The sequence below is a fragment of the Streptococcus sp. HMSC066F10 genome (assembly GCF_001813805.1).
Taxonomy (GTDB): domain Bacteria; phylum Bacillota; class Bacilli; order Lactobacillales; family Streptococcaceae; genus Streptococcus; species Streptococcus vaginalis.
The window spans coordinates 191,011-204,499 of sequence record NZ_KV813989.1 but is presented as its reverse complement, the minus strand read 5'-3'; the positions used below and the strand labels follow the sequence as shown (position 1 = coordinate 204,499).

The window sequence follows — 13,489 nt, the reverse complement described above, 5'->3', positions numbered from 1 at the left end:
CGGCTGCTTTCACGGCTGCTTCAGCTGCGGAAACTCTTAGAGCAACTATACTATCAGTTATAATCTTAACTGCATCATCTACTTTATCTTGGCTTGTAAAACTATCGTTTACTACTACTTGACCTTTTTTGATAGAATCATCGTAAGCCGTTTGTTTTGTTTTATCTGCATTAACATATATATCAGTTAACTTCAAATTAGAATCATTATCTAAAAGTCGTTGTAATTCTTCTTTCTCAACCTTTTTATAAGTATAGGTAATAGTTTGAATACCTGAATTGAAATTAATTGTGTTACTGTCCTGATATCCTACTGCAGTAGGAGCATTAGTCCTCTTAAATGTATAATTAGGTAACATCAATTTATCCGACAAATCTAGAGATTGATAAGTCAGACCTGAGTATAGCTTTTCTTTAATAACATTTCCAGTTGAATCATCAACATACAATAATTTTATATAGCTACCACCTGAAGAATACTCAAACCTAGTTAAATCAAATTGTTGTAAATTTGTTCCTGACCCAGTAGAAGCAAAAATCGCAAAGCCCAACTCTTCTCTTCCCTTAGCCTGGTTAGTAGTTAGTCTACTTTTATCTAAATAGGTTTGAATATTTTTTGTGAATATTTGTCCATCATATGTCACTGTCATAGCCTTTGATTGTCCATTATAATCAACAATCACATTTTTAAATTCGTTATTATGCGGTTGTGACTCTAATCTTCGAGCATCTTGCAACAATGTAATTGCTTTTCCACTAACATCTGTGCCATAAAAGGCACCAAAAGCCCCATTTTGATATCCACTAAACTTAGGATCCGCTCCTGCTTTCTGATTTACATTAGGGTTTGAGGTATTATGCCATGTGTCGAACTTAAACCCAAAAGAATTTGGAAGGCCACCTAATCCAATACTCGCTCCTGATAGTCCAATTGTCCCTGGTGCAGTTGAAGTAAAAGCAAAAGAAACTCCATCTCCACCGCTTCTTCCACCAACGTTGTATCCTTCATATTTATCACCTAAACTTAATCTACCTTCTAGTCTAAAAGATTCATTCATATCAATTCTTTTATTCAAAAGTAAACTTCCAGCTTGACCTGAAACATCTTCAGTTAGTACAACAGGATTTTGGTCATCACCATGTGCTGTTCCTCTAACTTCAAAGTGGTCAACCATATTATTTTTAGTGACAATTAGATGAGCTTTATCCACATACTCAGCAGATCCCAATGGAAACTCTTGACTACTAGATTCTCTATCAGATAAATTTAATGAACGACGTGACCTTACTTTTGGTTTATCTACACTATCTCTTGAAGGTAACTGATATTTATCTGAGTACTCCTGCTTGTTTGGAGTATCCTGAAGGGTATATACCGTATCCTGTTCTTCCTTATTTTGATGTTCACCAGATACTTCGCTTCCCCTATTATTATCAACACTAGCTTTCTCCAAACTTTCATCAGCATCATCTATAGAACGCATTGTATTTACAGGAGGTACAGTAATATCTTTTTCACTTACAGTTTCTCCCAAATCATTAACTTTATCTGTATCTTCTGATGAGATATTAGAGTCTTCACTGATACCAGATTCCGAAATTTTAACCACATCATCAGGATTTATATTTTCTGTATGACCTGCTGAAACTACAGTATCTGAATTAATTGTATTGTCCACTGAGGTTACTTCAGCCGCTTGTGTTACCTCTGCACTCATAGCACTTGACTCATCCGCCAAAACAGAATGACTATTCATTCCTAAAAATAATAACCCGACTAATACAGAAGCAGCACCAAACTTAAACTTCTTAATCGAAAAGCGTTGTTTCGTCTGTGAAGCATCGTATTGTGTCCCTCTTGCCTTACTAAACATACGTAGTCTCCTTTTTTATTTTGTATATTTTTATACAAAATTAAGTCTACCTGTTTAGGAGTTTGATTAGAATATCTCTATTTATTTATATTTTCTCATGTGTTTTTTTTTTTTCTAATAAAGCGTATTTAATTTTTTTGATCATTTTTGGTATTTTTAACTTTTAGAGGTGATATCTATTGACTTTCTTAGAATCTTTTTTAGAATTATTACTATAAATCAAAAAGAGGAGGTGCTCATCATAAACTCTTTACTGTTAAAATCATTACATAGCACTTTAAAATTATCTATTACCGTTTGTGACAGATCCTTTACAGTTCTAACAGAGTATAAATCAGATAAAACCGTTTCTCTTTATTATGACCATCATCTTATCTTAAATGAGTTTAGTAAAACCAAAGAGAATTTCTTATTTCACTATGGGTTTATGGGAGAATTGTTCCTTGCTCTTCGCACAGACAATCACTACGTCATTATTGGTCCTTGGAGGAGTAATGCCATTGATCCTTTACTCTTTAAAAGGAAAATGAACGAAGCTCATATTGAGAACGATGAACAAAATTATTTCTTTGAGAAGTTGGTTCAACTTCCTTTCTTCCCCCTCAGTCAAATTAGAGAGCTACTTATTTTAGTTAACTATTGTTTAACTGGGAAAATTGAAGATTTGTTGTCAGCCCCTTTACATCACTATACAAAAGGGTGGAGCAATGCTTTTGATTTAAATAAAATCAAACAGTTGTCTGTCGAAAATAGTAATACCTATACTTATCAATACCAGTATGAAACTAGGATTTTACAAGCTGTTAAATCTGGGAAGGAAGAGCTTTTAAGAGAAACTGTAAGTCAATTAAGCAATGCCGTTTCTGCTACGTTAAGTGGCGATGAATTACGGTCCGAAAAGAATTACTCTATTATGATTTATGATCGTTTAGCTCAAGGAGCTGTTCACTCTGGCCTTGATATTGAGACAGCCTATCAATCGCGAGATCGCTTTGTTACAGAAACAGAACAAGCTCAATCATTACACGCTGTTTTGAAGTTACGCGATACAGCTATTCTATTTTACACTCAACAAGTGTCGGGGATTAAACAAAAACTAGTATCACAATATTCTCAAACAGTTATTGGGGTTATTCAATATCTTGAAAATAACCTCAATCGAGCTATTAAGACTGCGGAAATAGCCAGACAGTTTCACATGAGTGAATCTAAATTACGAAAGTTATTTAAACAAGAAAAGCACATGACCATTCTACAATATTTTCTTCATTTAAAAATTGAAGTGGCTAAACAGTTATTAGAGGAAGGAAAAACATTGGCTCACATTGCGGAATTACTCCAATTCTCAACATCAGCTAATTTTTCACGTACCTTCAAAAGAGTGGTTGGGATCAGTCCATTAAAGTATGCGCAGCAAAATAATTTGGCGAGTCAGCAGACCAGTAAAGGACAGACTCAAAAAGATCCAGAGGAGAGCCACTGATGACAGGCTCCTCTCTGGATCTTTTTCTATATAAAAAAACTCTATAACTACTGCCAATGGTATCACCCACTACAATTGACAATGGCAAAATAAATGGAAACTTACTATTATCCCATTCAATGATATACCTAATGTTATAAAATATTCATTTCAACTAATTCGATATGCTACATAGTTGGTTTAAACTAATTTCTGTATTATGGTTTACGTAAACTTATTAAAGGTATATAATTAAGTTGTTGTTTGCTTTCAATTACCTCTCAATCGTCATTAGATTTGATAAATGAATGTTTCTCATATGGGAAAGGATGATTAAGTTGAAATTTTTACGATTTATGATTGGTATCAATATTATGGCTTTAGCTGTTGCCTTATCCAAAGTCTCACAATTGGGAACTTCTCCTATTGCCTCTATTCCCAATGTTCTATCAGAAGTATGGAAACAATCGATAGGGTTATACATGCTGTTGTTTATGCTTTTTTTGATTATTCTACAAATAATAATTGTTGGTCATCAAATAAATAAAGTTAAGCTTTTCAATATTTGTATTCAAATGTTCCCTGGCGCTATATTTGGATATTTTATCAATTGTTATGTTAACCTTTTGAAAATACTTCCTCCATTTGACAATTATTTTTTAAAGATTAGCTTACTATTGATTAGTATAGTTATTTTAGCGCTGGGTGTAGTTATTGAAGTTAAAGCAGATTTTATTTTAATGCCTGGAGAAGGATTACCTCAAACAATAGCAAAGCATTTTCACTTACCTTTCGCAAAAGTCAAACTGTGGTCAGATTTATCCATGGTGTTCACGGCTTTAATCCTTTCGTTTCTATTATCGAGACCCTTTTTGGGAATACGCGAAGGGACACTTCTTGCAACAGTATTCACAGCTCCTTGTGTGTCAATGATTACATATAGCCTTGACAAATTAAAGTAGTATGCTACTAACAATTCATAGATTTAAACCTTTCTAGTATGATGTTTGGGTTAAAAAAATAATCAACAAAATGCTACTTTACTAATTATTCTACTGATTCCAAAAAGTTGGACAATAATTAGTGAAAGAACTTTGGACATATCAAGCAATAATAGACAAAAAGTTAAGCTAATTAAAGACTATTTCTTTCAGACTCTATTCCTCTTGTAATATCTTATTTTCCAAGTTTTTTCTCAAATTGAGCATGACCATGACAAAGAGCGCTCCCATGTCTTGGGAACGCTCTTTCTTCATCTATTTCATATTCTTGAAACCAACGAAACCATTTGGATGAATTCCTAAAGCTTCTCCAACGATTTTTACAGACTACTCCGCCTCAAGAAAACTTTAACAACAGCTAATTTAAACGCCTTATCAAATGTTTTCTTGACTTGATTATTTTCCTCGTTTCCACTTAATTTTGTGTCCACATTATTTAACCAGGTCCAATCCCAAAAGTTAGATTTTCTGTCTAACTTTTGAGATGCAAGTCATTATTTAGTTGGGGGAATATTTTTTAAGAACTAGTTATTTATCTAGTAAAGCTTTTATATCTGCAGAAAGTGTTTCTTCTATGATAACCTTTGGATTGTCATTTCCCTCTTGTTTGATCTCTCCGCCTATTGAAAAATCATGAAGAAAAGCATCTTGCTTAATTTCAATGGTGTGGACATGTTTACCTTTAGTTGCAATGTTTTTACCAACACTAAGATTTTCTATCTCACCGCCAGGTTGTAGGGATAAAGCAATTGCCTTAAGGGATTGAATTTCACCTTTTACTAAGGAATCTCCAACATCACCAGATGTAGTAATAGAATCTTCAATAATAATCTCTCCCACTGGTTTTGAAAACTGCATTCCAATTGAACCATCTCCGTAAGTAGTAATTGACTTAAATGAGGCAAAATCTATTGTACCATCATATTGATTAAACCCCCGTGCTCCTGAGCCGTAAGTCACAACTGCATCATTGGCTTGAAAACGATGCACTGTCCCAAAATTGACAAATCCAATGCCAGAAGTTCCAAAGCTTTCAATAGGTTTTTCTGTAATCCAGCTATCCACTTCACCCCATACATCTAAGACCATATCGTTTACACCGTAGGTGGTAACTGTTCCTTGAGAGTGAATTGATTGAGCATGAGCGCCGGTTAAAATGAATATTCCTCCTGTAATCATATTAGGCTGACCAAAAGGAATCATACCATTTGAATAAATATCTTTAGTTACTAATTCCTTAACTTCTACAGAACCACCTGTTTCATTAAAACCTGCAATAAAAACACCTGATCCTAATACAGGGGCATTCTTACGACCAATTGAAACGTTTTTAATATCGGCTGATATGGTTGATGCACTGTCTTGATTATAATTAAAGATAGTTAAAGCCCCTTGTTGGACGACGACTCCATATTTTAGTGGCTTTTCGGAACGATTTCTGGAGTCGCTAAATGGGATGTCTAAGTCATCAATAATCAGTTCCATAGTTTTATTTGGTGCGCGTGTTAATAGTTGAACCTGACCAGTTACTGTGAGCTTCTCTAAAGTCATTGTAGATAAATCTTCGTCACTTGATGAAATGTAAATCGCTCTTTGGTTAGAGATGCTTTGAATAATTAAGTCTGAAAGCTTATTATTTTTTGTTAAAGCAATCCCATCACTATTTGGAAAACTTAACATGGTTCCTTTATCTCTAGAACCATGAATACTTACTCCCGCTGAAAGTGTCACAGAATAAGGAATAAGGATAGATGAAGCGACATAAATATCATTGTTTTCAATTTTTATTGCTTCGATGAATTCAGTTAAATTATTAACTTGATTTACCATTGTAATACCTCCAACTATTTATGGTAATAATATAGCGCTTAGCTTAAGAAAAGTAAAATAAAAAATATTATTTCAATATTATGTAGTCAAAAACATATTATTTTTAAAATATTGAATGAAGTAACATGATAGCACTATATAGTATTAAATAAAGGATAGTTCAATGAAGTAAGTAGGATTTATAAAAAAAGACGATAGTTTTTCTTTATCGCCTCTAGTAAACAATTTTATGAAATTTTTATTTTACAAGCTACAATTATAATACTACCTTCTTCCATTTTCTGATTTTTGTTCTGAAAGTTCCAAAAGGTGCAACTGTATTAACATGAATAAACTTATATACTTCCCAAGTCGCTGTTTTAGTCGCCTGATCAGCCCATTCTCTCATATGTGGTTTAAATAATTCTTCCTGACTTAGTGCATCAATCATGGCATAAATAGAATTAATGTTTTTATTTAGTTTGGCTTTTAGCTCTTGTAGAGATAATTGAGCGTAAGTATCTGTGAACCATTGATACAAGTCGCCTAGTTGATTCCATTTAAAGTTATCTGATGGCGTATTAACTTGAAGTCCATTTCTTTCATCCTCTTCCCATTTAAGAATCAAAGTTGTCCATCCAACCTGATAAGCAAGATTCTCAGCTGGAGTTCTATCAACTTCATCAACTCTTTTATCTTTTAAGGTTTCCGGAATATTATTAAATTCTGAAATATATTTCTCAAATGCTTTACTTATTTCTTTTTTCAGCTCTTCTTTATTTTCGTATGTTCGCAAAAAAATCACCTCCATTCTGATTTATCAGTACCCTAAATTAAACAGATCTTATTTTCTCCTTTACCTCTTCAAAAAATATTATATTTCTATACCTTTTACGAATGAAGCTTTTAAAAGGCAGTGACTATTCTCAGAAATATTCTGATTGTAAACAAGATTATATCTATTAACAACCACGAACTCTCTTCTTTTCTATTATTATACTACTTTTCTCTAAATGTTAAAATAAGGATATTATTTTACTGATTTAAAAATACTAACTTTAAAATATGTAGTATCAACATATAGAACTCACACTTCTATCGACCATCTTGGTGATATCAGAAAATCAAAAAAGTGGGGGCAAAACTATTCCCACAGACACCCTACCTGTCAGAACATTTTGCACCCCCTCTGCGTATGTGGGAATAAATTTTATACTTTACCGCTATCAATCCAACTACCTCACTTCAGATTGTTTGATTGATACTTCACCAAAAAATTCAAAAAAGGCTTGAAATCAAGGCTTTTCTAAACCCTGAAACGGTGGGCTTTATCCCTCTCTCACCAGCAGTCCGACTACCTCCACATGATGCGTATTTGGTAATATCACATTATTTAACGATTTGACACTATTTAACGATTACAATGCTGAGAGCCAAACTCAACTCCTCTAAAAAGTTTTATTTCCTCAATGCTATCCATAAGATCACCAAAAAATCCTTGAAATTTGCTGATTTCAAGGATTTTATTACGTTAAATTGTATCAATTAACTTCTTCTTATTTCTGTTGCAACTAATTTTATATTCATTTTACATACTTTCTAAATCTTTTAATTTTACGGAGACAATCTTTGATACACCGGACTCTTGCATGGTTACCCCATAGATAGAGTCTGCTGCGGACATCGTTCCTTTACGGTGTGTTACCACAATAAACTGGCTGTCCTTGTCAAAGCGATTAAGATAGTCGCCAAAACGTTTGACATTAGCTTCGTCAAGTGCAGCTTCCACCTCGTCCAAAATGACAAATGGTATCGTCTTGACACGAATAATGGAGAAGAGTAATGCTAAGGCTGATAGCGCCTTTTCTCCTCCGCTCATCAGATTGAGTGATTGGATTTTTTTGCCGGGCGGTTGAACCGAAATTTCTACCCCCGCAGTCAACAGGTCGCCTTCGGTCAAAATCAAGTCCGCTGAACCGCCACCAAACATCTGTCTGAAAGTCACTTTGAAGCTCTCACGAATCGCTTCAAAGGTTGATTTGAAGCGTTCTTTTACTTCGTCATTCATTTCTTCAATGGTTTCCAAAAGCAAATTTTTCGCAGAGAGTACGTCATCTCTTTGAGTATTGAGGAAATGCAGTCGTTGACTGACTTCTTCAAATTGCTCTACCGCATCAAGATTGACTGGTCCTAAAGCCCGAATAACCTTTTCTAAGTCCTTAACCTTAGTTTCAGAAACCGTAAGATTTTCTAGTGGACGAGCCTGTTTACTAGCTTCATCAAAAGATATTTGATAGTCATCTGTCAAATTCGTCAAAAGGCGACGCAAGACATCTGCAATCTTATCTTTTTCAGCTTCTGCTTTTGCCTGTTTGCGAATCAGATCCTCATTTTGCTGGCGGGCTTGTTCCAGATGACTAGTAAGATCCTCTGCTTGCCCTTCCAAATCGTCCAGTTCAAACTGACGACGAATGGTAGCTTGGTTCAAAGTTGTCTTTTCCTGTATAGCCTGTGTTAATTGCTCTTCTAAAACAGCAATATCCACTTTTGAAGCGTTTTCTTCCTTTTGCTCCATTAGAAATTGTAAAGTTGAAATCCCTTTGTCCAATTCAGATTTTTCATTAGACAAACGCGTGAGATCCGTCTGAACGTAACGCTGATGCCCCGTCAGCTCGGTACGAGCCAAACGAAGCTCAGATAAGCGGGCTGTTAGCTTGTCTAAACGTGCTTGAACAGCATCTTTATCCGACTTAATCTGCTCAATCTCGGCTTCTGTTTCGGATTTATCTTGCTCAATTTCTGCAAGGCGATTGACTAACTTTTCTTTTTGCTCCGCCATATCAGGAAGAACTTCACGAGATAACTCTCTTTCTTGCAGCACTAAGAGCTCAGATAAGTCTTCAACCTGTTTGTGCGTTTGCTCATAAGCCATTTGAGCCTTTTGCTCTGCTAATCGTGCTTCCTCACCACTTACTTTTATTTCTTCTAACAGACTGTTGGCTTGGCTTAGCTGCGTGTGCAAATCTTCCACTTGTTTTTCTTGCTCTGCTAAAGTCGCATTCTTCTCAGAAAGTTCCATTTGTAAAGCGTCTAGCTCCGGCTTGATGAAAATCGTATTGTTATTTCGATTAGCGCCACCTGCATAAGAACCGCCTGTCCGCAGTTCTGTTCCATCCAGCGTGACAATTCGTACTTGATACCGAACTTTGCGAGCGGCTGCTCGCGCATTTTCTACCGTATCAAAAATGGCTGTTGTACCTAGCAAATTTTGGAAAATATGCTCCAAACTCTTATCATAGCGCACCAAAGACGAAGCCAAACCAAGAAAACCAGTGCTTTTTTCAATGCTTCCTTGATGATGATCTGGTAAATGCCGCGCTTTAATCGTTGTCAGTGGCAGAAAAGTTGCCCGTCCTGTTCGATTGCGTTTCAGAAATTCAATTGCTCGTGTCGCAGCTTGTTCGTCCTCTACGATAATATGCTGGCTACTTGCTCCAAGTGCAATTTCAAGTGCTGTCTGGTAATGCGAATCAAAGCTCAATTTTTCACTAACAGCACCGATAATACCGCCCAGACACTCTGCTTCTTGAAGAACGCTTTTAACCCCAGCATAGAAATGACTGTGATTTTTCAGAATAGCTTCTAAACTACCAACACGCGCCTTTTTATTTTTTACATCATCCATTAAATCAAACATTGCCGTTTGGTTTTGCTGATAATTCGTTTTTACAGTTTGCACTTGCTTTAGCTGTGCCTGATAATCTGTCAGTAACTGCTGAACCGACTGCCGAGCTGTTGCTAAATCTTCCAGTTGACTTTGCTCGTTGATTTGAAGATTCTTTAAATTTTCTTTTAACTTAGCAAATTCTACTTGTTTGCTTTCAGATAATTGTAATTCGTTGGCTAAGCGACTTTCTAAAGCAGTTAAGTCATTGGATAAGTCCGCTTCTTCCTGCATCAATTGGACAAATTCAGCACGTAATTTTTCAATCATCTGGTCAGGATCATCCGAAAATGCCTCAATTTCAGCTTCTAATTTATGAATCGCTTGTTGATTTCGTTCCAATTTTACATCAAAATCAATCAACTGCTCGTCTTTCCCCTGCCATTCTGTTTGAACCGCCTCTAATTTTTCTGTCAATCCTTTCAGGCGTTCCTCATTTTCCTTCCGACTGTTGGCAGCTTGACTAGATTCTAATTTGGAAACTTCGATTTGGCGTTCTAAGTCACTGATGAGGCGGGTTAGTTCAAGCAAACTCACTTGGTCATCTGCCATTTGTTTTTGCAAATCATGGCGTTTTTCTTTCAGAAGAGCATTTTCTTGCTCTAGCTGGTCACGTTTGCTGTAATAAGCAGACAAAGATTGCTGAATCCCCACAAGCCGTTCTTCAGTATCATTCAGCTGTGTTTTATTTCCCTTTATTTGAGCAATCAATACACCCAAATAAAGAGCACGGCGTTCCTCATCCAATTTCAAAAACTGCTTAGCTGTCGTAGCTTGCTTTTCAAGAGGCTTCACTTGACTATCGAGCTCATAAATAATGTCTTCCAGCCGATCTAGATTATCTTGTGTTTGGCTGAGCTTACTTTCAGTCTCCTTGCGCCGCGTCTTGTATTTCAGTACGCCAGCCGCTTCTTCAAAAATGGCACGGCGCTCCTCTGGCTTGCTATTGAAAATTTCTTCCACCTTTCCTTGAGAAATAATGGAAAAACTATCTCGCCCAAGCCCTGTATCCATAAACAAATCATGAATATCTCGTAAACGTACCTTCTTGCCGTCTATTTTATACTCGCTATCCCCACTGCGATAAATATGACGCTCCACACGAATCTCATCTGCAGCTTGCTGGATAAAACGGTCTTTATTGTCCAAAACGACAACAACAGAAGCATAATTCAGTGGTTTGCGAGTTTCAGTCCCCGCAAAAATAACATCTGGCATTTTCCCGCCACGAAGACTTTTAACACTGGACTCTCCCAGTGCCCAACGCAGGCTTTCAGTAATGTTACTCTTTCCTGAGCCATTTGGTCCAACGACTGCTGTCACTCCCTGATCAAATATTACCTTGGTCTTATCTGCAAAAGATTTGAAACCTTGAATTTCAATTTCTTTTAAATACATGAATGACTTTCCTTTTCAAATGCATTTTTAGCAGCTTCCTGCTCTGCTAATTTTTTCGAGCGTCCTTGACCTTGTCCAACCGTTCTGCCATCAACAGATACCGCTACAGCAAATTCTTTAGCATGAGCTGGACCGGACTCAGAGATGACTTGATAGACAATCTCGACATCACCATTGACTTGGAGCAGTTCTTGTAGCTTGGTCTTGTAATCAACCACCTGCTCAAAGTCTCCAACTTCTACCTTTGGAATCATGACTTGATACAGGAAGTTTTTGACCGCTTCCACTCCCTTATCTAGCAACAAAGCTCCTAAAAAGGCTTCAAATAAATCCCCAAGAATGGTATCCCGATTACGCCCACCTGACTTTTCTTCGCCACGACCTAATTTGATAAATTGATCAAACTGGCAATCTCGACTAAAACCAGCCAAACTCTCTTCACGTACAATGGTTGAGCGAAGTTTTGACAAGTCCCCTTCTGGTTTTTTCGGATATTTTTTATACAGATATTCTGAAATCAATAATTGCAGAACAGCGTCTCCTAAAAATTCCAAGCGCTCATTGTGTGAAATGTTTAAGAGGCGGTGCTCATTGGCATAGCTAGTGTGTGTAAAAGCTGTCTCCAGCAACTTTTCATCTTGGAAGACAATTCCAAATTGCTGACTCAAAACTTTATGTAAATCTCTCATTTTTTCTCCTTTCAAGAAGAACTTTTTCTTTTAATACTTAATGAACATCAAAAATTTGACAATCACCTCCAGCTGTCTCCCAGACAATTGGAACTAGAAAGCAAGCTGCGGGGGAGCAAAAGTTCAAGTAGAGCTTTTGAAGTTGCAGGTGTAATCAACGAAGTCAGCAACAAAGAGTACAGCAAGGTTGGCAAAAGTTTCGCTTTCCTTCTTTGCCACCTCTCACAGTCACCCGAACTGTGAAATCCGACGAAGTTTGAAGAGATCTTCACAGAGTATAAAATGAAAACAAATTCTCTATTATTATATCAAAAAATACTTGATACTCCAACGATACCAAGAATTTGATAGGAAAAGTTCACCAGAGATGAAATGAATTTTCATTCTTTATCTAGAATGACTTTGAATAAATAATACGTCATAAAAAGGGTTAAGGTAGCTAAAGCAAACTTCACCCAGATAAGAGGTGCAAAGAAGATAGAAATTCCCATTAGAATATAAATGGAAATAAGAATTTTTCTCTTACGCTCCCGAGCAATGGCACCTGTTTCGTGAAAGTCCGCCACATAGATTTGATACAACTTAGTGTGGTACAACCATTATTCAAACCGCTTAGAACTGCGTAAAAAACAAGTAACAGACAGCAGTAAAAGGAAAGCTTCAACAAGAGCAGCCCCCAAAGCAGTGAAAGCAATGAAATGATTAAATAAAAATTCACATTGACTCTCCTAAATATCAGTCAATGGAGTTGCCGTATCTGGAGATGTATCACAAATATGAAAATCATGCTCAACCGCCAAATCAGTCTGTTCCAATTGATTAACCATTGTGATATGAGCTAATTCTTTGGTATTATTTTCTTTGCTAAGATGCCCTAGATAGATTTTCTTAGTGCGATAACCCAACGTACGAATCATGGTTTCTGCCCCGTCATCATTCGACAAATGTCCTTGGTCAGATAAAATCCGCTGCTTCAGGCTCCAAGGATAAGCTCCACTACGAAGGATTTCAATATCATGGTTGGACTCAATCAAATACCCGTCCGCATTTTCAATAATCCCTGCCATACGATCGCTAACATAGCCAGTATCCGTCAGTAGAACAAAACTTTTATCGTCTTTCATCAGTCGGTAAAATTGCGGTGCAACCGCATCATGACTAACACCAAAACTTTCAATGTCAATATCGCCAAATGTCTTGGTTTTTCCCATTTCAAAAATGTGCTTCTGACTGACATCAATCTTCCCAAGCGCTACTTCCATCGCATTCCATGTTGCTTGATTGGCATAAATATCTAAATGATATTTCCGTGCCAAAATGCCCACACCATGGATATGATCCTTATGCTCATGCGTTACCAAAATGGCATCCAACTCCTCTGGTTTACGGTCAATTTCACTCAATAAGCTGGTAATTTTCTTCCCAGATAAGCCCGCATCAATCAACAACTTCTTCTTTGGAGTTTCTAAATAAAAACAGTTACCGGTAGAACCTGACGCTAAAATACTGTACTTAAATCCCTTCTCGTTCATG

At 36.5% G+C, this 13,489-nt stretch carries 8 protein-coding genes and 1 pseudogene; 2 read left to right on the top strand and 7 right to left on the bottom strand.

Translation table 11 applies throughout. The annotated features are described in order from the left end of the window. On the bottom strand, positions 1-1,873 hold a 1,873-nt coding region (locus HMPREF2933_RS07150; protein WP_070672701.1), incomplete at its 3' end, for a lectin-like domain-containing protein. A gap of 238 nt (positions 1,874-2,111) precedes the next feature. On the opposite strand from HMPREF2933_RS07150, the gene HMPREF2933_RS07145 reads away from it, so the two are divergent. Both HMPREF2933_RS07145 and HMPREF2933_RS07140 read left to right on the top strand, forming a co-directional pair. Further along, complete coding sequence (locus HMPREF2933_RS07145; RefSeq protein WP_025195529.1) at positions 2,112-3,356, top strand: YSIRK-targeted surface antigen transcriptional regulator; 1,245 nt, start codon at positions 2,112-2,114, stop codon at positions 3,354-3,356. A 317-nt stretch (positions 3,357-3,673) separates the two neighbouring features. After that, entirely contained in the window at positions 3,674-4,297 is a 624-nt protein-coding gene (locus HMPREF2933_RS07140; protein ID WP_001872998.1) for a YczE/YyaS/YitT family protein, read from the top strand. Between the two features lie 567 nt (positions 4,298-4,864). Here the strand turns inward: HMPREF2933_RS07140 and HMPREF2933_RS07135 are convergent. The 6 genes and pseudogenes from HMPREF2933_RS07135 to HMPREF2933_RS07110 all read right to left on the bottom strand — a co-directional run bounded on the left by HMPREF2933_RS07135 (position 4,865) and on the right by HMPREF2933_RS07110 (position 13,488). Further along, positions 4,865-6,166: a hypothetical protein gene (locus HMPREF2933_RS07135; RefSeq protein WP_003047216.1), complete on the bottom strand. Its 1,302-nt coding sequence runs from the start codon at positions 6,164-6,166 to the stop codon at positions 4,865-4,867. 256 nt (positions 6,167-6,422) lie between these two features. Further along, positions 6,423-6,941 (bottom strand): ClbS/DfsB family four-helix bundle protein, encoded by a 519-nt coding sequence (locus HMPREF2933_RS07130; protein ID WP_003047214.1) that lies wholly within the window; start codon positions 6,939-6,941, stop codon positions 6,423-6,425. 792 nt (positions 6,942-7,733) lie between these two features. Next, positions 7,734-11,267: a chromosome segregation protein SMC gene (gene smc / locus HMPREF2933_RS07125; protein ID WP_024051856.1), complete on the bottom strand. Its 3,534-nt coding sequence runs from the start codon at positions 11,265-11,267 to the stop codon at positions 7,734-7,736. Beyond that, the gene (rnc, locus tag HMPREF2933_RS07120; protein WP_003025140.1) at positions 11,258-11,956 is read right to left on the bottom strand and encodes a ribonuclease III; all 699 of its coding nucleotides are present in this window, start codon (positions 11,954-11,956) and stop codon (positions 11,258-11,260) included. The genes smc and rnc overlap by 10 nt, the downstream gene beginning before the upstream one ends. A 380-nt stretch (positions 11,957-12,336) precedes the next feature. Next, positions 12,337-12,651: pseudogene (locus HMPREF2933_RS07115) on the bottom strand (YbaN family protein). Positions 12,652-12,684: 33 nt separating this feature from the next. Beyond that, positions 12,685-13,488 carry an MBL fold metallo-hydrolase gene (locus HMPREF2933_RS07110; protein ID WP_024051857.1) on the bottom strand — a complete coding sequence of 268 codons (804 nt, stop codon included), beginning with the start codon at positions 13,486-13,488 and terminating at the stop codon, positions 12,685-12,687. Between the last annotated feature and the right edge of the window lies 1 nt (position 13,489).

Coding starts and splice junctions, on each gene's coding strand:
- rnc (WP_003025140.1), bottom strand. CDS start 11,956: ATGAGAGATTTACATAAAGTTTTGAGTCAGCAATTTGGAATTGTCTTC.
- HMPREF2933_RS07110 (WP_024051857.1), bottom strand. CDS start 13,488: ATGAACGAGAAGGGATTTAAGTACAGTATTTTAGCGTCAGGTTCTACC.
- smc (WP_024051856.1), bottom strand. CDS start 11,267: ATGTATTTAAAAGAAATTGAAATTCAAGGTTTCAAATCTTTTGCAGAT.
- HMPREF2933_RS07135 (WP_003047216.1), bottom strand. CDS start 6,166: ATGGTAAATCAAGTTAATAATTTAACTGAATTCATCGAAGCAATAAAA.